Here is a 21,328-nt window from a genome sequence, read left to right on the forward strand (position 1 = left end):
AAACCGCCAAAGCCCGACCAACGCTCCGCCTTGGTCAACCGGCCCAGTCGCTCACGGACCTCGGGGTCGGCGACCGCGGCCTGAAGTGAACCGGTCACGTCGTCGCGCAGGGTCGCCGACGTGCTCGTCACTTCCGCCTCCTGCAGCGCGGTTCGAGTCAGCTCCTTGATCACTCGGTGCTGCTCGGCGGACAGGTCGCGGATGCGGTCGCCGTCCATGGCCGCGTGGGCGGCGCGTAAGTCGTCGCCGAGATCACCCAGCCGCTTCTTGATGTCCGGCTGTTGCAGGATCAACCGGTTAACCACCCAGGCCGCGGTTGTCGGCTTGCGCGCACCGGAGATCCGTTTGGCGGCGTCGGTGTCGCCGCGTTGCTTCGCGGCGCCGGCCAGTTTTGTGCGCTGCGCCGTAAACTCGTCGGGCCGCGCCGAATACAACTGATCCAGTTCCTCATCGGCCATAACGCCATGATCTCAGCCCGGTGAGCAAAGCAACTGTTTCGCGAGGCATCCCCGGGGCTATCTGACTTACAGCCTTGTCTATTCGACACGGCCTCCAAGTCAACCCAAGGACCTCGAACTCGATGATGCCCGATTCCCAGGCCCCGGCCGTCGGCCGACGACCCGGCCACCCTTGGCAGCGCCGGCTGTTACTGAGCCTGCTGGTGGTGCTCGGATTGGTTGGTGGCGTGCAACTGGCGCTGTTGCCCCGATGCCACGACGGCAAGTGCGCACCGGCAGCGTCGAAACCAGCTGGGCCGGCGCAGGTATCGATCACACCTGGCCCCAACGCGCACGACGTCCAGCCGGTGACGCCCGTAGAGGTGAAGGCCCAGACCGGGACGCTGGCCGAGGTCAAGATGGTCAACGACGTCGGCAAATCGGTCGACGGTGTGATGACTCCCGACAACACCGTTTGGAAGCCGACGGTCCCACTGGGATACGGACGCACCTACACCCTGACGGTGATCAGCCGTGGCCCCAGCGGTGTTGACGCAACCCAAGTTTCGTCGTTCTCCACGCTGCGGCCGTCCAATCAGACCAAGGTCTCGTTCACCATGACGTCGGAGGCGGCACTGCATGAGGGGGGCACCTATGGCGTCGGAACCGTCGTGGTCGCCCATTTCGACGAGGAGATCGCCGACCGCGCCGCCGCCGAGCGACAACTGCAAGTGACCACCAACCCACCGGTACAGGGATCCTGGTTCTGGGTCGACAACCAGAACGCCCATTGGCGCCCCGAGCACTACTACGCACCGGGCACCACGGTGACCGCCGAAGCCAAGATCTACGGAATCGGAATGGGCAACGGATTATTCGGCCAAGAAGACACCCGGGTGTCGTTCCGGATCGGTGACGCGCACGTGTCGATCGCTGACGATGCGACCAAGATGGTCAGCGTCTTCAACAACGGTGCGCTGGTGCGGACCATGCCGACCTCCATGGGCATGGGCGGCACGGAGACGGTCGGTGGGAAGACGCTGTCGTTTTGGACTCCCCCGGGCGTCTATACCGTCTTGGACAAGGGCAATCCGGTGATCATGGACTCGTCGACTTTCGGGTTGCCGAAGAACTCGCGCCTCGGTTACCGCGAAGTCATCAACTACGCCACCCGCATCAGCATCGACGGAATCTATCTGCATCAACTGGATTCGACGGTCTGGGCCCAAGGCCACACCGACACCTCGCACGGCTGCTTGAATCTGAACGCGGACAACGCCAAATGGTTCTACGACTTCTCGGTTCCCGGCGATGTCGTGGAGGTTCGCAACAGTGGCGGCCCGCCCCTGGCCCTCGCCCAAAACGGCGACTGGACGCTGAGCTGGGACCAATGGCGCAAGGGCAGCGCGCTGCAACCGGCGTCGTGAACCGCCAGCCGGTTGCGATCACCAGGAATCAAAGAGTTTGCTGGTAGGCGAATCGCTCCCAAAGGTGGCCGCATAGCGCCACCTGGCCCGGGGTAAGAGGTATCGCATGATGAGCGATCGATTCGGGCGCGGTGCACCATGCAGGTAGAGATCATCGAGACGTCCAGTTTGGGTGACCGCAGTTATGTCGTGATCGGTGACGACGCGGTCGTCGTGATCGACCCGCAGCGCGACATCGATCGGGTCAAAGACTTGCTCGGAGACAACGCCGGGCGCATCACACACGTGCTCGAAACCCACCTACACAACGACTACGTCACCGGCGGACTCGAATTAGCCCGAGTGAGCGGTGCGCAATATGTCATCCCGCGCGGTGATGAAGTCGGCTATCCGGCGTGGCGAGTCGAGGACGGCGACATCATCGACGCCGGCAGTTTCACTTTGCGCGTCATCCACACGCCGGGCCACACGCGCGAACACGTCAGTTACGCCCTCAACGACGAATCCGGCCGAACGGTCGGCGTCTTCACGGGCGGCTCAATGCTTTTCGACACCACCGGGCGCACCGACCTGCTCGGCGAGGACCACACCCACGAGCTCACCCTCAACCAATACCGGTCGGTGCGCCGACTCGCTGCCGAGCTGCCCGCTGACGCCCAGGTGTATCCCACGCACGGCTTCGGCAGCTTCTGCTCGGCCGACGCGTCCGGCCGCGACTCGTCGACATTAGGCGAACAGCGCGACAGCAACCCGGCGTTGACGCAGGACGAACAAACCTTCGTCGAGGAGTTGATGGACAACCTCTCGGCCTACCCGGCCTATTACGAACATATGGGCGTCATCAATCGTGACGGGCCTGGCCCGGTCAGCCTTTCGGCGCCGGAACCCGTGGACCCTGCCGAATTACGGCGGCGCATCGAAGCCGGTGAATGGGTGGTCGACCTGCGCTCGCGAACCGCATTCGCCGCCGGCCATCTGGGCGGCTCCTACGGCTTCGAATTCTCCGATTCATTCGTGACCTACCTGGGCTGGCTTTACGCCTGGGGAGAACCCCTGACGTTGATCGGAGATGACGCCGACCAAATCGGCACCGCGAGAAGAGAACTGGTGCGTATAGGCGTCGACGAGATTCGCGGCGCGGCCAGTGGCGACATTCAAGACCTCGCCGCCGGCTCGGACCTGCGGTCCTATCGCGTCGCCGACTTCGCGGCATTGGTCGACGAGATTCACCGCCCGGATGTCGCTGTGCTCGACGTGCGCCGCGACGACGAATTTCGGGAAAGCCATATCCTCAAGGCCGTCAACATCCCGATACACGAGCTGGCGGGCCGCCTGGACGTACTGCCCGACGGCGAAATCTGGGTGCACTGCGCAAGTGGATATCGGGCCTCGGTCGCGGCGTCCATCCTGGACAAGCACGGACGGTCGACCGTGCTGGTCGACGACAAGTACGCCGCTGCCGAGGAACTCGGGCTGACCGAGGCCGGCGGCTCGTAGCCGAGCGAGTGGCCTAGCTCGCCTTCGCGGTGCCGGAGGACTTGAGCTGCGAGATGACCGTCGTCGCGTCCGAGCCCGCTCCTCGGTTGTAGGGCAGTTTCGACAGCGCCGTCGCCATCCAGCAGGTGTTGCTGACCGCAGCGAACGTCAGCCCGCCGCCGATGCCGGCCGCGACCCACTTGAGCTGCGGAACCGCAATGCTGCCCAGTACCGACGACAGCACGATCGATCCGGCGACCAGTCGTACTTGACGTTCCAAATCCCAACGTTGGGCCGCACGGTCAACCGCGAATCCGTTGCTTTCCCAGTCCACGATGCCCTTGTCCAGCACCCGAGCCGATTCGATCCCCGCCTGGCGCAGCAGTTCGTTGGCTTGCGAGGAACGCTGACCCGATTTGCACACCAGCACCACGTCGTCGTCGAGGTGCTCGACGATCTCTGAGCGGTGCTGGCGCAACACATCTAGGGGAACGTTGTAGGAGCCGGTGATGTGCGAGGTCTCGAATTCGGCGGGCGTGCGCACATCGATGACACGCGGTGCCTTGGCCGAATCGAGTAGCTCCTTGAGCTCTGTCGAGCTGATGTTGGCGTTCATTGCGGCCTGATACCCGGTATGCACTATTGCCTGATGCTTTAAATCGCCGGGACTTTATCCCAGCCGTCGCTACCATCTTCGTGTGCGCGCATTGCCTGACCGGAAGATCATCGGCGCGGTGGTTACCGCGATCGCGCTGCCAATGACCGCCGCCGTGTTGCCGTCCGGGATGCCTGGCTGGCCGGGGTCAGCCGCGGCGGCGAGTTGCTCACAAGTGGAGGTGGTATTCGCGCGGGGCCGCTTCGAATCCGCGGGACCAGGGGTGCTGGGAAATGCCTTCATCAACTCGCTGAGTTCCAAGATCGGCGGCAAGAGCATGAGCACTTATGCGGTGCGGTATCCCGCCGACACCGAGGTCGACATCGGCGCCAACGATATGAGCCGGCATGTCCAGAACACGGTGAACAACTGCCCGAACACCCGCATCGTGTTAGGCGGGTACTCGCTGGGCGCCGCCGTCACCGACGTGGTGCTCGCCGTGCCCATGTCCGCTTTCGGCTTCGACAGTCCCCTGCCCGCCGGCACCGACGAGCATGTTGCCGCGGTTGCGTTGTTCGGCAACGGAAGTCAATGGGTGGGACCGATCACCAACTTCAACCCGATCTACAACGACAGAACGATCGAGTTGTGCCATGGTGCCGATCCCGTCTGCAACCCCGCAGATCCCAACACCTGGAAAGAGAACTGGCCGCAACACCTTGCCAGTGCGTATGTCGATGCCGGGATGGCCAATCAAGCTGCGGACTTCGTCGCCGGCAAGCTCTAGCCGAACCTCTTGCGGCCGCGCCCGCCGCGCACGAGAGCAGGCGGATTGCGCTGTGCCAGCACGGTCTGCCGACAACGGCGAATAGCGACCAGCCCGATGAGAATGACCGCTTCCTTGGCCAGCGCCGTTCGGCTGGTCCGGCTCTTCCAGGTCCGCGGCGCGCAACCCGCTCGGCGCCCCGCGTGATATCCAGCGCCCAACGCGGCCACCATAGCCAGGACTATCGCGAGCGCTGTCATGCAATGAGCGTCCTCGGTCGCGGTCGCGGGATGGTCACGCGCAAGATACACATTGGTCGTCAAGCGCTAGTGCAGGCGCGAGCTACGAGCGCCGTACCACCGTGAAGCGAAGCGGTCCACGAATCAAAGCGATCTGTGGTCAGCTTCATAGAACATGTCGGTACCGTCGCCGGAAACGCCGTGCTGAGCGGTTATTTTGCACTCGATTTTCATACAATCACCGTGAGTTTAGCTCTTGCTAATTTTCAGTTATACGTTTTGACGCGCCTCATTCGCGCCACGTTAATTTGACTCATGGCGCGCCGAATGCTTCCCAAAGCCATTCCGCCGACCCGTTGAAGAGGCTCGAGTAGTAACGGGCTTGCGCGGTGACCTGATGATCGCGTGGCTACGCCGCTCCGGGTCACCGGCACGGACCTCGTCAACATCGAACACGTGCAACCGTTTCCGCACATCTGCGCACTACATCCGAGGTAGATGGCGGATCGGCCTTGGGCAACCGCCGGCTCGAAGAATCACGCGGAGCGAGGCGTCGGTGCTCCCTCAGCACACGATGTCCACCGCAATAAGCCGTTGCAAGCGCAAAGCCTGTTGGGCGCGACGTTCCATGTGAAGATCCGATGAAAAAATCAACATGAGTGTTGAACAAACCCAAAGATCAGGCTCACTGCGGTCGATTCCGCGCTTTGAATTGCTGGCCCGGCAATTTATAGCGTCTATGTCAATACGACACATCGAGGTGTTGCCCAAGACCGACTCTCCCCGAAGGACGACGCATGTCTTACGTCAAGACGTACCCGGAGATTGTGGCCGCGGCGGCCAGCAACCTCCAGTCGATCGGCGCCGCGTTGAGCGTCGGCAACGCCGCCGCGGCCGGTCCCACCACCGGCGTGGTCCCCGCCGCCGTGGACGAAGTTTCCATCCTGACCGCGACGCAGTTCGCAGCCCACGGCGCCCGCTTCCAAGAGCTGAGCGCGCAAGCGGCCAGGATTCAGGCCGCTTTGGCCGCGACTCTGGCAACCAGCGCGGGTTCCTACGCCGAGACGGAAGCGGCCAACGCCGCGGCGGGTCTCTAAGTGGTCACTAGGGCGAAGGGGTAAAGACGGAATGGTTGACTACGGCCTGTTGCCGCCCGAGGTGAACTCGGCGCGCATCTATGCGGGCCCTGGGGCAAGCTCGCTGCTCGATGCCGCGGCGGCCTGGAGCGGGCTGGCCGCAGATCTGCAGGACGCCGCTTCGGGTCACACTTCGGTGATCGAAGGGCTGACCACCGGTCCATGGCTGGGCCCGGCGTCGGCGTCTTTGGTCACCGCCGTTAGCCCTTTCATTCAATGGCTGAGCGCCAGCGCCCAGGAGGCCGCGAACGCCGCAAGTCAGGCGAGTGCGGCCGCGGCCGCATACGAGACGGCTTTCGCGGCATCCGTCCCGCCGCCGCTGATCGCAGCCAACCGGGCACTGCTCTCGGAGTTGGTCTCTACCAACATCTTCGGGCAGAACAGCCCAGCGATCGCCCAGACTGAAGGACAGTACTCAGAGTTCTGGGCCCAGGATTCGCAGGCGATGTACACCTACGCGGCCCGCTCGGCTTCGGCGACACAGCTCGCCGAGCTGCCGGCGCCGGCCGAAGTGGTGAACCCGCTGGGAGTGGCAGACCAGGCGATCGCGGTCTTCAAGGCGCAGGGTCAGGCGATCCAGACGCAGCTGAACAATGTCGGGTCTCAGATCGTGCCGCGAGTCAACACGATCCTGCAGACCTTGTCGTCGCCGCTGAACGGCCAAGGCACGGCGATCGACCAGTGGATTATGGCCAACACCCCGTTCGACGACATCGTGCCGCTCTACAGCAAGTACTTGTCGCCGTACGTCAACTCGTTGGCCGCCATGCTTCAGGTGACGCAGTCCGTCGGCCAGAACAGCAGTGGTATCTCCGCCATTGCCAACCTCGCCAAGCCCGCAGCGTCGGCGGCCAAGGCGGCCGAAGGTGCGGCGTCGGCGGCCGGGGCTGCCGCATCCAGTGCCGGACAGGCTGCGGGCAGCGCCGCCGGCAACATCGGCGGCGTGGCAGCCGGCCTCGGGAAGGCGATCCCCATCGGCGGTCTGTCGGCGCCGGCCAACTGGGTTCCTTGGCATGCCACGACCAATCCGGGCATCGCCAGCGCGATCCCGGCGGCCGCGGAGAGTTCCAACAGCTTCCCGATGGCCCCACCGTTCGGGCAATTCGTCAACGGTGGTGGTTACGGCCGAAATCAGCCGATCTACGGGTTCAAGCCGTCGGTCATGGCGAAGCCGCCGGCCGCCGGTTAACGGGCTGATCACCGCTGCGGGTGCTGGCTTTCGCCGGCACTGGGCATCAGGGGGATGAATAGCGATGGTTGACTACGGCTTGTTGCCGCCCGAGATCAACTCTGGGCGCATCTATGCCGGTCCCGGTGCGGGTCCGCTGCTCGCCGCTGCGACGGCATGGAGTGGGTTGTCCGAGGACTTGCAAGCCGCCGCGGCGGGTCATCAGTCGGTAATCGACGGACTGACCAGCAATATCTGGGTGGGTCCAGCATCGGCATCGTTGGTTGCGGCCGTGACTCCGTTCATTGCCTGGCTGCAGACCAGTGCTGAGGAGGCCGCCGAGGCGGCGAGTCAGGCGTTCGCGGCGGCGGCCGCCTACGAGGCGGCCTTCGCGGCGAGCATCCCGCCACCCGTGATCGCGGCGAACCGCGCACTGCTGGCAGTTTTGGTCGCGACCAACTTTTTCGGGCAGAACACCCCGGCCATTGCGGCGACCGAAGCGCAGTACATCGAATTCTGGGCGCAAGATGCCGGGGCGATGTACAACTACGCGGGCAATTCGGCGGCGGCGTCGCAGTTGACCGAGCTGCCCCAGCCGGCCGAAGTGGTTAACCCGGGCGGATTGGCCGATCAGGCGATCGCGGTCTTCCAAGCTCAAGGACAAGCGATTCAAGGTCAACTCAATAATCTCGGGGCTCAATTGATGCCTCGGATCGGCGACATATTGAAGACGCTCTCAGCGCCTCTCAACGGCCAGGGCACGGCGATCGACCAGTGGATCATCGCGAACACACCGTTCGACGACATCGTCCCGCTTTACAGCAAGTACCTTTCGCCCTACGTCAACTCGATAGCGGCGCTCGAGCAAGGGACGATCGGCTTCGCCAACGAATCCGCGGGTTTCACCGCCCTGGCGAATATTGCGAAGGATCTGGCTCCCGCAGCCCAGGCCGCTGAAGATGCGGCGCGGGCCGCCGGGCGGGCGGCGGCCGGTGTCGCAGGGAAGCTCGGCGGCAGTGTCGGCGGCGTGGCGGCGAATCTGGGTAAGGCGGTTCCGATCGAAGGGTTGTCGGTGCCGGCGGGCTGGACCACGGCGAACGTCCCCGCCACTTCCGGGGCGGCCGGCCTCACCAACGCCACCGCTGTCCCGGCCGCGGCGGAAGGTGCCGCCGGGAATCTCCCGATGACTCCGTCGCTCGGCAGGTTCGTCAACGGCAATGGCGGCCGTAAACTCCCGTCGTACGGGTTCCGGCTGACCTTCATGACCAAGCCACCGGCGGCCGGTTAGGCGTTCAACCAGCCGGCCGCGGATTTTCACCGGCTCCGGAGTGGCTGCTAGGGTGCCTTGCTAATGCCTGAGATGGATCGTCGCCGCATGCTGTTGATGGCGGGCCTGATGACCGGCTCCGCCGCTTTGGCTGCGACTCCCCTGCCGAAAGTTCACGCCGACCCCTCGGCCCGGCCGCTGGACCGCGTCCCTGCGCCGGCCGCGCCCAGTGGCACTTCGGGGAATTACATCTTCCACGACGAGTTCGACGGCCCCGCCGGCTCGGCGCCCGACCCGTCGAAGTGGACGGTGTCCAAAGCGCGCGAAACGATCAAGGACCCGACCTACTGGGAGTTGCCCGAGCACGTCGGCCAGTACCGAGACGACCGGCAAAACGTCTTTCTTGACGGCAACTCCAACTTGGTCATCCGGGCCGCCAAGGATGGCAACACCTACTACGGCGGCAAGATCTTCAGCCCCTGGGAGGGCGGCATCGGCCACACCTGGGAAGCTCGCATCAAATTCGACTGCCTGACCGCAGGCTGCTGGCCCGCTTGGTGGCTGGGCAGTGACAACAACGGCGAAATCGACATCGTTGAGTGGTACGGCAACGGGAGCTGGCCTTCGGCAACGACTGTTCACGCCAAGGCGAACGGCAGCGAGTGGAAGACCCACAACATCTCTTTGGACAGCGCTTGGCATACCTGGCGGGTTCAGTGGGATGACGCCGGCATGCGCTTCTGGCAGGACTACACCGACGGTGCTCAGCCCTACTTCACCGTCGCGACGAACTCGCTGACCGACTGGCCGTTCAACAATCCCGGCTACAAGGTCTTCCCGGTGCTGAACCTCGCGGTCGCCGGCTCGGGCGGGGGCGACCCGGGACCCGGAACCTATCCCGCTCAGATGCTCGTCGACTACGTACGGGTCTGGTAGTCGGTACCCGTCACTTCGGGTGTTGGCGCCACTCGTTGATCTTGCGGCCCAGCGAATCGACCGCCCCGGTGGCGGCACGGCCGACCCCGTCGACGAAGCCACCCAGGCCGTCGCGAATCCCTTTGATCAACGGGTCGTCGGACTGGTCGAAGTTGTCCCGGTAATGACGGGCCGCCTCGCCGAGGTCGTCGGTGAACGAGGCGTTGTCGTCGTCCCCGCGGCGTGGGTACACACCATTCAGCACCGTGCCGTAGCCGCCGCTGTCCACCCACTGCGTAATTGCAGCCGCACGCAGCACTGAGAATGGGTGGGTCTGCAGTTCGAGGTTGAGCAGCTTGAGGACCCCGTCGCGCATGTCTCCGGAGCGCTCATACTCCCGGGCTTGCGCGAGGAAGGCCTGCGAGTCCAGCTTGTCTAGTCGGTTGCCCCCGGCGAGCTTCATTTCCACCCGCAGCGCGGTGTCGAAATCCTGCGCGCATAGCAGACCCGCTCGGTCACCCGACAATTCCGACTTCCGCTGCCACTCAAGCAAAGCGGCGACAATCGCACGCAACGCCCAGCCACCGACTGGCATGAATCCGAACGAACCCGCGAGCCGCATCAAATGCATCATCATCGTGCGGTACACCGCGTGACCGGACAGCGCGTGGCCCAATTCGTGGCCGATGACAAAGCGCATTTCATCGTGGTTCATCAGGTCGTATAGGCCGGAGGTGAGGACGATGAACGGCTCATCCATGCCGATTGTGAACGCGTTGGCTACGGGCGACTGCACGACAAACAGTTCCGGTTTGCGCGGCGCATCCAAGATATCCGCGCACTCGTCGAGCAGCGCGTCGAGATCGGCGAACTGGCGCGGTCCGACGCGGGCCGCGCTTGCCAGATAGAGCAGCCGGTGCTGGCGTTCGCGCAGCATCCCGGATAACAGCTTGAGCATCTGGTCGAACCCCTTGAGTCGGCGCAGCGCCGACAGGGCGGTTCGATCCGCCGGATGCTCCCAGGCCCGGGAACTTATCTCCGGGAACAGGATCCGGGTCGTGGCGGGCGGCTGAGCCATCTGCGCTCCCCTCGGTGGGCCGTATCAGAATACGGTTTCTGCCCGCCCGATAGATCGCGTGGTTGGCTCGGTGAGAAGTGAGCACCGCATGTCGCGGCGAGAAGTAAACATTCGTTCGCAGCGAATGCCGCTGAAACGTCGAGAATTAGATCAGGCGGGTGCGTCCGCGCTCGAGTAACCAGAGAACTCGCGATTACCGGCACGCAGCTGACCCGCCATTGCGGCCCGCTGTCGACCAACGTATGACGGGTGGCGCCGCATCGCTGCCTGCAGCTGACGTTCACGCCGTCGCGCCGCAACCCAGAGCGGGTGCGATTGCAGATCAATCACGTTGGCCTCTGCTTGATTCGCCACGTTCGTCAACTCCTCTCAGTCATGCAACGCCACGGCTATTGGTCCAGCCTTATGGGCGAGGATTCCCAGCAAACCTGTGATCAAACCGTGTCTGAAGATGAGAATTTGCCGTGAATTCGAAATCGGATGCTTACATTGCTCGGATAGCCGGCGTTGTCAGTTCCCGGTCGCCTTCCGTTCACTTCGTCAGCAGAGCGACTGCGCTCCACGGTCGGCGGCCGGGATGCCGCGGGTCGGGCTGAGGTAACCACGCGGCTAGCCGCATGGAAAGGGGCAGGCGACGGAATCGGTGGGCGGCTTCCAGCAACGATTCGGTTTCCAAGACCCGCCAGCCCAGACCCTCGAAGAACGCCAAACCATTGTCGGGTGCGAACTTGAACGGTGCGTTCTGCAGCATGCCGGCCATCTTCTTGTTCATCATTTTTCGCAGCCCTGGACCGGCGAAGTCGAGCATCCACCAGGTGACCTCCGGACGCTGAATCGCCTGCGACAGTGCGACGACGTCACGCTCGTCGAGGTACATCAGTAAGCCCTCGGTCAACACCAGCGCTTTGTCGGCGCCGTCGAGCGCGTCGTCGAAGAAGGGGTCGCGGGAGGCCGGGTCGGCCAGGTCGACGGCGGTCCGGATCAACCGGCACCGAGGTTTCTGGTCGGCCAACAGTTGAGTTTTCTCGGCCTGCAGCGCAGGCAGATCGGCCTCCACCCACGTCAAGCCGGCGGGCAGGTCCAGCCGATACGGTCGAGTGTCCAGCCCGGCGGCCAGATTCAGCACCCGGTCGCAGCCGTTGCGGATCGCCTGCGTGATGGTGTCATCGATAATCTTGGTGCGGGCGACGAGCCACCAACCATTGCGCGTTGACCGCGGCACGTGGGCGACGATGGCCTGGCCGTGCTCGCCAGCGAGACGTTCGGCCAACGGATCGCTGAACAGCGCGTCGGGCCGGGCCGACTCGGTGGCCCGATGCAACGCCGTCCACCGCGCGGTGTCAGAAACATGGGTGATGAGGTGTCCCGTACCTGCCATAGGTGGGTTATAGCACCGAGGCCCGACAGAGGGTGCCGACGAGCTACGGGACGTCCGGTACGGTGCGCAGATGGCCGACCGAAACCGTCGTTTCCTGCTTCGCCAACGCCCCACCGGACGTATCGGTCCCGACACCTTCGAACTCAGCGAGGAAGCCATTCCGGACCTCGCCCAGGGCGAAGCGCTGGTCCGCGTCGACTGGATCTCTTTGGACCCCACCAATCGCACCTGGATCGACGACACACCGACGTACCTACCGCCGGTCGGCATCGGCGAGGTCATGCGCGCCGGCGGTCTCGGCGAGGTCGTTGCATCGAAAAATCCCCGCTACCCGGTCGGCCAACTCGTGCAGGGGCTGCTCGGGTGGCAGGAGTATGTCGTCGCGTCGGACTCGGCGCCCTTACTGCCGGTCGAGGTCGCGTCGGGTGTTTCGCCGAGTGCCTACCTCGGCGCGCTCGGAATTACCGGCCTCACCGCATGGCTCGGCATTCGGGACATCGGCAAACCGCGGCCGGGTGAGACGGTCGTGGTATCCGCCGCAGCAGGGGCGGTCGGCTCGGTGGCCGGGCAACTGGCCAAGGTCGACGGCGCACGCGTCGTCGGTATCGCCGGCGGCCCGGAGAAGTGCGCACTATTGACCGATCAACTCGGTTTCGATGCGGCCGTGGACCATCGCGCCGAAGACTGGGCGGCTCAACTGGCCGCGGCGACGCCGGACGGAATCGACGTCGACTTCGAAAACGTCGGCGGCGACATCATGGACGCGATATTCGCGCGGCTGAACCTGAACGCACGAGTCGCGTTGTGCGGCTTGATTTCTGGCTACAACTCGGCCGACCCCCCGCCCGGGCCGCGCGCATTCGGCAATCTGCTCATCCAACGCGCGACGCTGCGGGGCTTCATCGTCCTCGACCACCTGGGTCGAGCACCTGAGGCGAGCGCCGAGATCAGCGGGTTGATCGCCGACGGACGGCTGACACCGCTCGAGACCGTCGTCGAAGGCTTCGAACAACTGCCGACAGCGATCAACATGCTCTTCGATGGCGCGAATGTCGGCAAGCTGGTGGTCAAGACATCAGGCTAAGCGGACGATCTCACCAAGTAGGCATCGATGAACTCGCGGAGCGCCGTTCGCAAGCTGGTGACGTCTGACCCATGGAGCTTGGCGAGCAGAATGAGCCCTTGATAGTGGGCGAATATGGCGTGCGCTAACCGATCCGGGTCGATTCCGTCGCGCAGCGCGTTCTCGCCCGCCGCTTCCCGGCAGGTAATCGCCAACTGTTCCTCCACTGCGGCCAGTCGGGCGGCCAGATGGTTACGCACTGCTTCGTCGGTCGTCGAGAGCTCGGCGGCCAGATTCCCGAACGGGCAACCTACGAAGCGGCCGAATTGCGCATGCAACGCCGCCTGGATCGCGCCGATAGCGTCGGGAATCGCACCCAGCCGGGCAGCCGGTGTTGCGCCCGGCTCGCTGTTCAAGCGCGATTGGAAGATTTCCGTGTGCAGGTCTATAACCGCTTTGGCCAGTTCGCTTTTCGAGGGAAAGAAGTGATAGAAGCTGCCCTTCCGGACATCGGCTACGGCGCAGATCTCTTCGACGCCCACATCCTGATAGCTGCGCTGCAAAAACAACCGAGCCGCCGTAGCGACGATGCGACTGCGCGCATCCGAGGTGCGAGGCACCTGTGCAGCATAAGTAATAGTTGACTGATCGGTCAAGAATTCGATACGTTGTCGCTCCGGGGGCGTCCACTACCGACGGAGATGGCAGCAATGAGTTCTAGCGCACCAGAGGTCTTTCGCACACCAGACTCACGTTTCGAGCGCCTTCCTGGATACGATTTCGCACCGCACTACCGGGAAGTCGACGGTTTGAGGATGCATTACCTCGACGAGGGACCCCCGGACGGCATGCCGGTGGTGTGTTTCCACGGCGAGCCGACGTGGGCGTACCTGTACCGCAAGATGTTGCCGCCGCTCGCCGCGGCCGGTTACCGAGTGATCATCGCGGACTACGCCGGCTTCGGTCGCTCAGACAAGCCCACCGATCGGCGCTGGTACACCTTCGACCGCCACAGTGAATTGGTTACCAAAGTCCTTGCCGCTCTTGACCTGCAGCACGCGACTGTCGTCGTGCAAGACTGGGGCGGACCGATCGGACTGCGTTGGGCGGTGGAGAACGCGGCCCGGGTCGACGCGTTGATGATCTTGAATACCGGTGTGTTCAACGGGCGTGTGTCGCAGGGCTTTTTGGCATGGCGAGCATTCGCGGAGAAGAACCCGGATCTCCCGGTCGGGTTCGTCATCCAGGGCGCCACCACAAGCGAGCTGCCCGACGAGGTCGTCGCCGCTTACGAGGCGCCATTTCCCACCGCGGAGTCTAAGGCGGGGGCCGCGCAGTTCCCGCTTCTGGTGCCGACGAGCGAAGATTCACCAGGCGTTGCGGAGATGCGAGGGATCATCGATGCCTTATCCCGGTGGGATAAGCCTGCCCTGGTGGCCTTCTCGGATCAGGACCCGGTGTTTCCCTATCCCAAGTCAGGGCAGGCCTTCTGCGATCTGATCCCCACCGCCGGCGACCAGATCAGGATCGAGGGCGCGTCACACTTCCTGCAGGAAGACCGTGGTGAGCGGCTCGCCGAGGAGTTACTCGCCCTGCTTTCCTCGGTACACACGGGCTAGCCGTACGCGGGATACGGTTACGGTGCGGCCATCACCAGAACTGTCAAGGGATTTCGCGGATCCACCCGCACGGGTACTTCGGCTCCGACCTTGATGTGTGGGGCGGTCGACAGCTCAAGAGAGACGCGGCGCGCGGCGCGGTAGGGCTCACCATCTGGTAATCGCACGTCGAGCTCGAGTTCATGCCATGCGCCCAGCGCCGTAGTCGCGACGTTTTGGCGGATACCCGTGATGGTTGCAACACCTGACATGCCGTCGCGGGTGAGTCGCTCGCGTTCGGCATTGAGCGCGTTGAGTTCGGCGAAGGCGGCTTGCGCCGCTGTGATGTCGCTGCGGGTAACCCGCTGCCCCGCACTAGCCTTCCTTACCCGCTCGAACCAGCCCACGGTTCACCTTCCTTCCGACGCACGTCGATGCCGCAGCTGGCTCCAAGTGTGGCATTCCCCGCGGCACGTCGAACCAGTAACGTTTGCGCATGTTTCGCATGAGGGTTGATGACGTGTTCGTGATTCGCAATCGGGGGGCGGTTGCTACCGGCCGGGTGGAGTATGGGCAACTCAGCGTCGGCGAACAGGTGCGCATCAACGACGGCCGCACGGTCACAGTCGACGCCATCGAGGCCTTCCGCAAGAAGATCGACACCGCGAAGGAAGGCGACACCGTCGGGCTGCTCTTCAAGAAACTGTCGAAAGACGACCTCGCCGCCGGAGACGTACTCACGTCGACGGGTTATTTCCTGGCTTGAGCCACCCTATTTGGGATCGGTAGCCGTCGGCACTGGCTGTACTTACCGCAACGACGACGCCAACCCGGCGCCGCCCCGCGAAAGGAAGCCATCCAATGAACATCGTCCCCGCCGGCCTGGAACAAAAGATCAACCGCGTCGACCGGCAACGCAGTCTGGCAATCGGCATCGGCCTCGGTCTGGTAGCCGCGTGGTCCTTATTCCGCCTGTTCTGGCTGCTGTACATTTCGATGACGTTCGGCTGGTTCATGGGGGCGATGGCGTTCCACTTCGTGCTGTGGGGAGTGATCGGTGCCGCCGCCGCGGTGGGAGCCACCGGGTTCCTGCGCCGCTACTTCAAGGAATCCGACGCCTGAGCGGTTTCGCGTACCCCCACAAGGTGTGATCAGCTGTCTGCCTGCCCGCCTCCTAACGACGACGTCGCTAGGAGGCGGGCAGTCTTTGTGCCAAAGTCGTTGTGACAGAGCGAACGTTGGGTCGGCATAGAGAAGGCAGGAGATTTTCGGTGGGACAAACCCGCGTGGCGGTAGTAACTGGCGGCGCTTCGGGAATCGGTGCAGCCACGTCGCATGAGCTGGGTCGACGTGGTTTCGACGTGGCGGTCCTCGACGTTAACCACGAGGCGGCCCGCCGGGTTGCCGCGGAGCTGAACTCGGCCGGAAGTCGCGCGTTAGGGTTGGCGGTCGATGTGACGGACCGGCGTGCTGTGGAAGAGGCGTTCGGCGCGGTCCGCGCGGAAATGGGACCGGTCGCAGCACTGGTCACCAGCGCTGGCAAAGCTGCGTTTGCCAGTTTCACCGATATCACTGTGGAGTCATGGGCGGAGATCATCGACATCAACTTGACAGGGACATTCCATTGTTGCCAAGTCGCCCTGCCCGACATGGTGAGTGCCGGGTGGGGCCGCATCGTGATGATCTCGTCGTCCAGCGCGCAACGCGGGTCGCCCAACATGGCGCACTACGCGGCCGCCAAAGGCGCGGTCATCACTTTGACCAAATCACTTGCCAATGAATACGCGGCCAAGGGGATCACGGTCAACAACATTCCCCCGTCGAGCATTGATACGCCGATGTCACGGCAGTCCCAGGCAGCCGGCATACTGGGCCCGCCCGAACAGCTGGCGAAGCTGATTCCCGCCGGCCACATGGGTTCTCCGGACGACATCGCCGCCGCGGTAGGTTTTCTGTGCTCTGAGCAAGCTGGCTTCATCACCGGACAGGTGCTCGGCGTAAACGGTGGGGCGGTGATGTGAATCGGACTACGCCTCGACCAGCTCGGGGTGAAACGTGGCCACCATTTGACGGAATCCGTCGCGCCAGTCGACCATGGCACCTGCTCTCCCGACCAGTTCATGTAGCCGACTCACGTCAACCGGGTTGCCGCGCAACGCCTGCCCACTTTCTTCGAACACCGGCTCTCGGTTGATCAACGTGCCGAGATAGCTGCACCACTGTTGGATACTGACGATCTGGTCGCCGGCCCAGTTGACCGTTGTGGCTGGAACTGACGCCGCAGCAAGAAGTTTCGGTATGGTCGCGATGATGTCGTCCTGGTGAATCGGGTTGTAGCGGGCCGGCCCGCCGGGTGGGACCTGGATCGGCACACCGGCCAGCATCATTTCCATGTGGAAGAAGGGCCACCCGCCGCTGTCGCCGTACGGCACGTTCAGCCGAGCGATGATGGTCGGCACGTCGAGGGCGCGAGCCATCGTTCGGGCCACGACTTCACCGGCGATCTTGGAGATGGAGTAGGTCGGGAACAGGGGCTTGTGATTGTCGCCCAAAGCGGAGCGTTCAGTGCGTAATTCGTCATCCGGTGGGTCATAGACCGCCGCGGACGAGCAGTGCAACACGGCTTTCGCCGCGCGGCAGTGGGCAATGAGTAAACCGATCGATTCGGCATTGGCGGCCAGGTCCTTGTCCCACCTCCCGCTCTTGGCGACCGCCAGATTCAACACGTAGTCGAAGTCCGTCGGCAGTCCGGTGAAGTCTCCGGCGGCCAAGTTGATCACCTCGCAGTGCACGCCGGCCCGCTCCAGGCCGGCCCGAGCGACCGGGTCGGTGAAACGGGCGACCCCCCACACGTCGTTGTCCGCGGCAAACGCTCTGGCGACGGGCGCGGCGACTTGGCCGGTCACCCCAGTGATTAAGATCTTCGAGCCGTGCATGCGCTGATGCTATGCCGCACGCGCGCCCTCTCCTGGTTTTGCGCATTTTGCTCAGTCCGCGTGGTAGGGTGCGCCCATGCCCTCCCGGGGTCGCATCGACTTGCGGCTCGCCAGCCGGGTGTTATTGCTGCAATTAATCGTCGTGACGCTGACCTGGATCATCGCGTTTGTGTTGTTCGCGATGTTCAATCTGCGGCGCCTGGACATCGACTACGGCGTACGAGCGATGGACATCGCTCGCATCGTGGCCACCGACCCGACCGTCATCGCCAATATTCCACGCTACGAAGACGTTCCGGTCCATGCCAGCCCCGCCCAGGTCGACGAATTGGCGAGCGGTCCGCTGCAAGCGGTGGCTACTCGTATCCGGCAACGTACGAATGTGCTGTGGGTGGTGATCGCCAATACGCATGGGGTCCGGCTCACCTACCCCGACCGGGCGGAGTTGGGTCAACTGATCAATACCGATCCGACGCCGTTGTTGGCCGGACACGAGCAGACCCTGCATGAATCCGGACCGCTGGGACGCTCGACGGTGGCCAGGGTGCCAATCCAGGAATCCGGCTCGAACCGTGTGCTCGGTCTGGTCAGCGTCGGCACGTCGACGAAGGAACTACACGAGCAATTCGGCCGAAACCTGCGCGTGCTCGCGGTTCTCGGCGCCGTTGCCTTACTGGCCGGCATCGGCGGTTCGGTGTATCTGGCCAGGCGGTGGCGCAGGTTGACGCTGGGATTACGGCCGGGCGAGATGGTGGAATTGGTCCGAGGTCAAGCCGCGGTGCTGCAAGGCATCGGTGAAGGTGTACTGGCGACCGACCCCTCCGGGCACACGACCTTTATCAACGACGAGGCCTGTCGACTGCTCGAGATCAGTAGTGAGACGGGCCGCCCCATCGACGACATCGGCCTCACCCCAAGAGTTCTCGAGACTTTCCGGGCGGCGGATGCCGCTCCCACGCTGGCCACCGTAGGACAACACATAGTCGTCGTTTCGGCCCGCAAAGTGATTCGCGACGGGCGCGAGTTGGGCACCGTGCTGGTGGCGCGCGATCGCACTGACGTCGAATCACTTACCCGACAACTGGATGCGGTGCAGGTGATGAGTACGACGCTGCGCGCCCAGCGTCATGAATTCGCCAACCGGCTACACCTGCTCAACGGGCTGCTGCAGACCGGTCATGTTGAGGAAGGCTTGCAGTATCTCGAGGAACTTCTTGGCTCAGGGCCGTTGGGGTCTGCGATACCGGGTATTGACTCCATCCGCGACACGCACCTGCAGGCGTTCTTGGCGGCCAAGGCTGCGGCTGCCCGCGAAGCCGGGGTGACGCTGAAGATCGGCGAAAACACCTGGGTGGCCGGCCGGGTGCACCTGCCGGTCGAAGTCACCACCGTGGTGGGCAACTTGCTCGACAACGCCATCGACGCTGCGCGCGCCGGGGACAACCCGGCCAAAGAAGTAGAAGTCGAGCTGTTACAGCAGGATTCGACGTTGCACGTGACGGTCGCCGATAGTGGGAACGGTGTCGCCGACGAATTCGTCGACCAGCTCTTCACCGAGGGCCGAACGACCAAACCGGATTGCGGCATACCGGGCGGCCGCGGCATCGGACTCGCTTTGTCGCGCCAGATCAGCCGGGGTCTGGGCGGCGATCTGTGGCTGTCTAGCCCGGTGCGCCCGACTGCCGCGCCGGGGCTATCGGGTGCGGAGTTCATCGCCCGCCTACCGGGCGTCATGGTCGAGGAGGAGCAATGGGCGGCACAGACCTGACCGTCCTGGTGGTCGATGACGACTTCCGCGTGGCGAACATGCATGCCGCGGTCGTCGACGCAATGCCGGGATTCACCGTCACCGCAACCGTCAACACCCTCGCGGCGGCGCGAGCGGCGGAGCCGGTCGACTTAGCCCTGGTAGACGTCTACCTGCCGGACGGGTCGGGTGTCGACTTCGTCCGTGAAACTCTCTCTGATGCAATGGTTTTGACTGCGGCGACGGAGGCGGAGACGATACGCGCCGCCATCGCGGCCGGTGCGGTGAGCTATCTGGTCAAGCCCTTTGCCACCACCGACCTCGCCGCCCGCCTCTCGGGATATGCCCGCTACCGCAAGATCCTGAGCGGACCCAATCTCCGCGCCAGCGACGTCGACGCGGCACTGGATGCGCTGCGGCCCCGATCTGTGGCCGCGCAGCCCTCGCCCACCGCCACCTCTCCCACCAAGCAGCTTGTGCTGCAAGCACTGCAGGCATCGGATGTCCCGATGTCGGCAGCACAAGTCTCGGCGGCTACCGGCATTTCCAGAGCCACAGCGCAGCGGTATCTGGCAGCGTTGGCGGCCACCGGAGTCGTCACCGTCGGGTTGCGCTACGGCACCACGGGCCGGCCCGAACAGGAATTTCAAGCCAAAACTGCGCCCTTGCGGCATTCACGTTGACCAGTCGTGGAAAGTCTTGTCGCGCACAGCTGCCGGCGTCGACCGGAAGGGTGACGCGGCGGGCGCCTGTGCATGTTCATGGAGTCCCCCATCCCTTCCTGTGTCAACGGTCATGACTTGCTGTGAGCTTGGCCATAACTGACCTCGGTAGGTCGGTATGGTCATACCATATCGCAGTGCCCATACCGGCACTGTGCCCGCAGGTTCAACACGCGAAGCGGCGGTGAACCTTCGATAGGCGATGACAACGGATCGGAGAGTCAGGAATGCAGTCGTGGGACCGCGAGCTTTCAAAGCTGCAAAACCAGATACAGGGGCCGGTGTTGACCGAACACAGTCCTGGCTACGACAGCGAGGTTGCAGTGTTCAACATGGCCGTGCAGCACCGTCCGGCAGTTGTGGTCGGAGCTGTCGATGCCGACGACGTGTCGAAGGCCGTCTTGTTCGCGGTGCGGCACGGGCTGAATATCGCCATCCTCAATACCGGCCACGGACCATCTTTGGCGGCCGACGCTGACACCCTCATGATCACGACTAGGCGGATGTCGGGTGTCAGCATTGACGTAGGGCGCCGCTCCGCGCGCGTCGAAGCCGGCGTCCGATTTGGCCAATTCGTCGAGGCAACAGCCCAATTCGGACTGGCTCCCCTATCCGGATCCGCACCCGGTGTCGGCGTCGTCGGCTACACCTTGAGCGGTGGAGCCAGCGCCACCATGGGCCGCAAGTACGGATGGGCTTGTGATCATGTCCGCGACATCGACGTAGTAACGGCCGACGGCCGACTGCGTCGGGTAGATGCGCGCACCGACCCCGATCTGTTCGGCGCACTTCTCGGGGGCCGAAGCAATTTCGGCGTAGTCACGGCCATAGAAGTCGGTCTGTTCCCGGTGGCGTCGCTGTACGCGGGTGCAGTGCATTACTCGGGTGATCACGCTCTTCAGGTGCTCGAGGCATACCGCAAGCTCACCGAAGCTGCGCCCGACGAACTGACCACCGGTCTCGCCCTGTTGAATCTGCCGCCGCTGCCCAGCCTTCCGCCCTTTATGCAGGGAAAGCTGACCGTATCGGTGCGGATCTCGTTTGTGGGTGATGCCGCCGCTGGCGCCAAACTGATCGAACCGCTACACCGGGCGGCTCCGGTACTGGCCGACACCGTCGGCCTGATCCCGTACTCACAGTTCGGGGTCATCAGCAACGACCCGACTGATCCGGCGCCGGCAGTTGAACAATTCGGTCTGCTCAAACAACTGACTGCGGACACCGTCGCGGCGATCGTTGACGCGGTAGGACCGGAATCAGGTAGCTCCATCAACATCGTTGACATCCGCCACCTTCAGGGAGCGTTCAGCCGGCCGGCGCCGTTTTTCAACGCAGTGGGCGCCCGAGACGCCGCCTTTGCGATGTTCGGTCTCACCGTCG

22 protein-coding genes and 1 pseudogene are annotated in these 21,328 nt (G+C 63.9%); 15 read left to right on the forward strand and 8 right to left on the reverse strand.

Annotated elements, in window-relative coordinates:
- Positions 1-458: pseudogene (locus A9W95_RS18255) on the reverse strand (hypothetical protein); the annotation flags it as partial.
- A gap of 125 nt (positions 459-583) precedes the next feature.
- Between A9W95_RS18255 and A9W95_RS18260 the strand changes: the two are divergent.
- Both A9W95_RS18260 and A9W95_RS18265 read left to right on the forward strand, forming a co-directional pair.
- Positions 584-1,864: an Ig-like domain-containing protein gene (locus A9W95_RS18260; protein ID WP_253851696.1), complete on the forward strand. Its 1,281-nt coding sequence runs from the start codon at positions 584-586 to the stop codon at positions 1,862-1,864.
- Positions 1,865-2,002: 138 nt separating this feature from the next.
- Complete coding sequence (locus A9W95_RS18265; protein ID WP_067415810.1) at positions 2,003-3,361, forward strand: rhodanese-like domain-containing protein; 1,359 nt, start codon at positions 2,003-2,005, stop codon at positions 3,359-3,361.
- 13 nt (positions 3,362-3,374) lie between these two features.
- Here the strand turns inward: A9W95_RS18265 and A9W95_RS18270 are convergent, their stop codons facing one another.
- Positions 3,375-3,956, reverse strand: coding sequence for a rhodanese-like domain-containing protein (locus A9W95_RS18270; RefSeq protein WP_067415814.1), 582 nt, complete (start codon positions 3,954-3,956; stop codon positions 3,375-3,377).
- 142 nt (positions 3,957-4,098) lie between these two features.
- Between A9W95_RS18270 and A9W95_RS18275 the strand changes: the two genes are divergently transcribed.
- Positions 4,099-4,722 (forward strand): cutinase family protein, encoded by a 624-nt coding sequence (locus A9W95_RS18275; protein ID WP_082983170.1) that lies wholly within the window; start codon positions 4,099-4,101, stop codon positions 4,720-4,722.
- Here A9W95_RS18275 and A9W95_RS18280 read toward each other — a convergent pair.
- The gene (locus tag A9W95_RS18280) at positions 4,719-4,961 is read right to left on the reverse strand and encodes a hypothetical protein (RefSeq protein ID WP_067415860.1); all 243 of its coding nucleotides are present in this window, start codon (positions 4,959-4,961) and stop codon (positions 4,719-4,721) included. The two genes, A9W95_RS18275 and A9W95_RS18280, sit on opposite strands and share 4 nt — an antisense overlap.
- A gap of 776 nt (positions 4,962-5,737) precedes the next feature.
- Here A9W95_RS18280 and A9W95_RS18285 point away from each other — a divergent pair.
- The 4 genes from A9W95_RS18285 to A9W95_RS18300 all read left to right on the forward strand — a co-directional run bounded on the left by A9W95_RS18285 (position 5,738) and on the right by A9W95_RS18300 (position 9,447).
- Positions 5,738-6,037, forward strand: a complete 300-nt coding sequence (locus tag A9W95_RS18285) for a PE family protein (RefSeq protein ID WP_067415820.1) — start codon at positions 5,738-5,740, stop codon at positions 6,035-6,037.
- A gap of 31 nt (positions 6,038-6,068) precedes the next feature.
- Positions 6,069-7,265: a PPE family protein gene (locus tag A9W95_RS18290; protein WP_067415822.1), complete on the forward strand. Its 1,197-nt coding sequence runs from the start codon at positions 6,069-6,071 to the stop codon at positions 7,263-7,265.
- Positions 7,266-7,329: 64 nt separating this feature from the next.
- The gene (locus tag A9W95_RS28320) at positions 7,330-8,532 is read left to right on the forward strand and encodes a PPE family protein (protein WP_067415825.1); all 1,203 of its coding nucleotides are present in this window, start codon (positions 7,330-7,332) and stop codon (positions 8,530-8,532) included.
- Positions 8,533-8,595: 63 nt separating this feature from the next.
- Positions 8,596-9,447 (forward strand): family 16 glycosylhydrolase, encoded by an 852-nt coding sequence (locus A9W95_RS18300; protein WP_067415826.1) that lies wholly within the window; start codon positions 8,596-8,598, stop codon positions 9,445-9,447.
- Positions 9,448-9,457: 10 nt separating this feature from the next.
- Here the strand turns inward: A9W95_RS18300 and A9W95_RS18305 are convergent, their stop codons facing one another.
- Together A9W95_RS18305 and A9W95_RS18310 are read right to left on the reverse strand one after the other, a co-directional pair.
- On the reverse strand, positions 9,458-10,504 hold the full coding sequence (locus tag A9W95_RS18305) for a M48 family metallopeptidase (protein WP_067415829.1): 1,047 nt from the start codon (positions 10,502-10,504) through the stop codon (positions 9,458-9,460).
- 532 nt (positions 10,505-11,036) lie between these two features.
- Entirely contained in the window at positions 11,037-11,882 is an 846-nt protein-coding gene (locus A9W95_RS18310) for an SAM-dependent methyltransferase (protein WP_067415831.1), read from the reverse strand.
- Between the two features lie 70 nt (positions 11,883-11,952).
- On the opposite strand from A9W95_RS18310, the gene A9W95_RS18315 reads away from it, so the two are divergent.
- Positions 11,953-12,966, forward strand: coding sequence for an NADP-dependent oxidoreductase (locus A9W95_RS18315; protein WP_067415833.1), 1,014 nt, complete (start codon positions 11,953-11,955; stop codon positions 12,964-12,966).
- On the opposite strand, the gene A9W95_RS18320 is transcribed toward A9W95_RS18315, so the two are convergent.
- On the reverse strand, positions 12,963-13,601 hold the full coding sequence (locus A9W95_RS18320; protein ID WP_253851697.1) for a TetR/AcrR family transcriptional regulator: 639 nt from the start codon (positions 13,599-13,601) through the stop codon (positions 12,963-12,965). The two genes, A9W95_RS18315 and A9W95_RS18320, sit on opposite strands and share 4 nt — an antisense overlap.
- A 54-nt stretch (positions 13,602-13,655) precedes the next feature.
- Between A9W95_RS18320 and A9W95_RS18325 the strand changes: the two genes are divergently transcribed.
- On the forward strand, positions 13,656-14,564 hold the full coding sequence (locus tag A9W95_RS18325; RefSeq protein WP_156746273.1) for a haloalkane dehalogenase: 909 nt from the start codon (positions 13,656-13,658) through the stop codon (positions 14,562-14,564).
- A 17-nt stretch (positions 14,565-14,581) separates the two neighbouring features.
- On the opposite strand, the gene A9W95_RS18330 is transcribed toward A9W95_RS18325, so the two are convergent.
- Positions 14,582-14,950, reverse strand: coding sequence for a hypothetical protein (locus A9W95_RS18330; protein WP_067415840.1), 369 nt, complete (start codon positions 14,948-14,950; stop codon positions 14,582-14,584).
- A gap of 89 nt (positions 14,951-15,039) precedes the next feature.
- Here A9W95_RS18330 and A9W95_RS18335 point away from each other — a divergent pair, with 89 nt between their 5' ends.
- The 3 genes from A9W95_RS18335 to A9W95_RS18345 all read left to right on the forward strand — a co-directional run bounded on the left by A9W95_RS18335 (position 15,040) and on the right by A9W95_RS18345 (position 16,564).
- Positions 15,040-15,309: an EF-Tu/IF-2/RF-3 family GTPase gene (locus tag A9W95_RS18335; protein WP_067415843.1), complete on the forward strand. Its 270-nt coding sequence runs from the start codon at positions 15,040-15,042 to the stop codon at positions 15,307-15,309.
- A gap of 95 nt (positions 15,310-15,404) precedes the next feature.
- Positions 15,405-15,665: a hypothetical protein gene (locus A9W95_RS18340; RefSeq protein WP_067415846.1), complete on the forward strand. Its 261-nt coding sequence runs from the start codon at positions 15,405-15,407 to the stop codon at positions 15,663-15,665.
- A gap of 149 nt (positions 15,666-15,814) precedes the next feature.
- On the forward strand, positions 15,815-16,564 hold the full coding sequence (locus A9W95_RS18345; protein WP_067415849.1) for an SDR family NAD(P)-dependent oxidoreductase: 750 nt from the start codon (positions 15,815-15,817) through the stop codon (positions 16,562-16,564).
- A 6-nt stretch (positions 16,565-16,570) separates the two neighbouring features.
- On the opposite strand, the gene A9W95_RS18350 is transcribed toward A9W95_RS18345, so the two are convergent.
- Positions 16,571-17,479, reverse strand: a complete 909-nt coding sequence (locus A9W95_RS18350) for an NAD(P)-dependent oxidoreductase (protein WP_067415851.1) — start codon at positions 17,477-17,479, stop codon at positions 16,571-16,573.
- Positions 17,480-17,555: 76 nt separating this feature from the next.
- Here A9W95_RS18350 and A9W95_RS18355 point away from each other — a divergent pair, with 76 nt between their 5' ends.
- The 3 genes from A9W95_RS18355 to A9W95_RS18365 all read left to right on the forward strand — a co-directional run.
- Entirely contained in the window at positions 17,556-19,247 is a 1,692-nt protein-coding gene (locus tag A9W95_RS18355) for an ATP-binding protein (RefSeq protein WP_082983169.1), read from the forward strand.
- Complete coding sequence (locus A9W95_RS18360; RefSeq protein WP_067415854.1) at positions 19,229-19,909, forward strand: response regulator; 681 nt, start codon at positions 19,229-19,231, stop codon at positions 19,907-19,909. The genes A9W95_RS18355 and A9W95_RS18360 overlap by 19 nt, the downstream gene beginning before the upstream one ends.
- Before the next feature lie 266 nt (positions 19,910-20,175).
- Positions 20,176-21,328 (forward strand): FAD-dependent oxidoreductase (locus tag A9W95_RS18365; protein WP_067415857.1); only part of this gene is annotated, 1,153 nt, incomplete at its 3' end.

Origin of the sequence: Mycobacterium sp. 1423905.2 (assembly GCF_001673155.1) — a bacterium.
Classification (GTDB): domain Bacteria; phylum Actinomycetota; class Actinomycetes; order Mycobacteriales; family Mycobacteriaceae; genus Mycobacterium.

Bases quoted from the DNA above. Each gene is read 5' to 3' on its own strand.
- A9W95_RS18260 (WP_253851696.1), top strand. From the start codon at position 584: ATGCCCGATTCCCAGGCCCCGGCCGTCGGCCGACGACCCGGCCACCCT.
- A9W95_RS18265 (WP_067415810.1), top strand. From the start codon at position 2,003: ATGCAGGTAGAGATCATCGAGACGTCCAGTTTGGGTGACCGCAGTTAT.
- A9W95_RS18270 (WP_067415814.1), bottom strand. From the start codon at position 3,956: ATGAACGCCAACATCAGCTCGACAGAGCTCAAGGAGCTACTCGATTCG.
- A9W95_RS18275 (WP_082983170.1), top strand. From the start codon at position 4,099: ATGACCGCCGCCGTGTTGCCGTCCGGGATGCCTGGCTGGCCGGGGTCA.
- A9W95_RS18280 (WP_067415860.1), bottom strand. From the start codon at position 4,961: ATGACAGCGCTCGCGATAGTCCTGGCTATGGTGGCCGCGTTGGGCGCT.
- A9W95_RS18285 (WP_067415820.1), top strand. From the start codon at position 5,738: ATGTCTTACGTCAAGACGTACCCGGAGATTGTGGCCGCGGCGGCCAGC.
- A9W95_RS18290 (WP_067415822.1), top strand. From the start codon at position 6,069: ATGGTTGACTACGGCCTGTTGCCGCCCGAGGTGAACTCGGCGCGCATC.
- A9W95_RS28320 (WP_067415825.1), top strand. From the start codon at position 7,330: ATGGTTGACTACGGCTTGTTGCCGCCCGAGATCAACTCTGGGCGCATC.
- A9W95_RS18300 (WP_067415826.1), top strand. From the start codon at position 8,596: ATGCCTGAGATGGATCGTCGCCGCATGCTGTTGATGGCGGGCCTGATG.
- A9W95_RS18305 (WP_067415829.1), bottom strand. From the start codon at position 10,504: ATGGCTCAGCCGCCCGCCACGACCCGGATCCTGTTCCCGGAGATAAGT.
- A9W95_RS18310 (WP_067415831.1), bottom strand. From the start codon at position 11,882: ATGGCAGGTACGGGACACCTCATCACCCATGTTTCTGACACCGCGCGG.
- A9W95_RS18315 (WP_067415833.1), top strand. From the start codon at position 11,953: ATGGCCGACCGAAACCGTCGTTTCCTGCTTCGCCAACGCCCCACCGGA.
- A9W95_RS18325 (WP_156746273.1), top strand. From the start codon at position 13,656: ATGAGTTCTAGCGCACCAGAGGTCTTTCGCACACCAGACTCACGTTTC.
- A9W95_RS18335 (WP_067415843.1), top strand. From the start codon at position 15,040: ATGTTTCGCATGAGGGTTGATGACGTGTTCGTGATTCGCAATCGGGGG.
- A9W95_RS18340 (WP_067415846.1), top strand. From the start codon at position 15,405: ATGAACATCGTCCCCGCCGGCCTGGAACAAAAGATCAACCGCGTCGAC.
- A9W95_RS18350 (WP_067415851.1), bottom strand. From the start codon at position 17,479: ATGCACGGCTCGAAGATCTTAATCACTGGGGTGACCGGCCAAGTCGCC.
- A9W95_RS18355 (WP_082983169.1), top strand. From the start codon at position 17,556: ATGCCCTCCCGGGGTCGCATCGACTTGCGGCTCGCCAGCCGGGTGTTA.
- A9W95_RS18360 (WP_067415854.1), top strand. From the start codon at position 19,229: ATGGGCGGCACAGACCTGACCGTCCTGGTGGTCGATGACGACTTCCGC.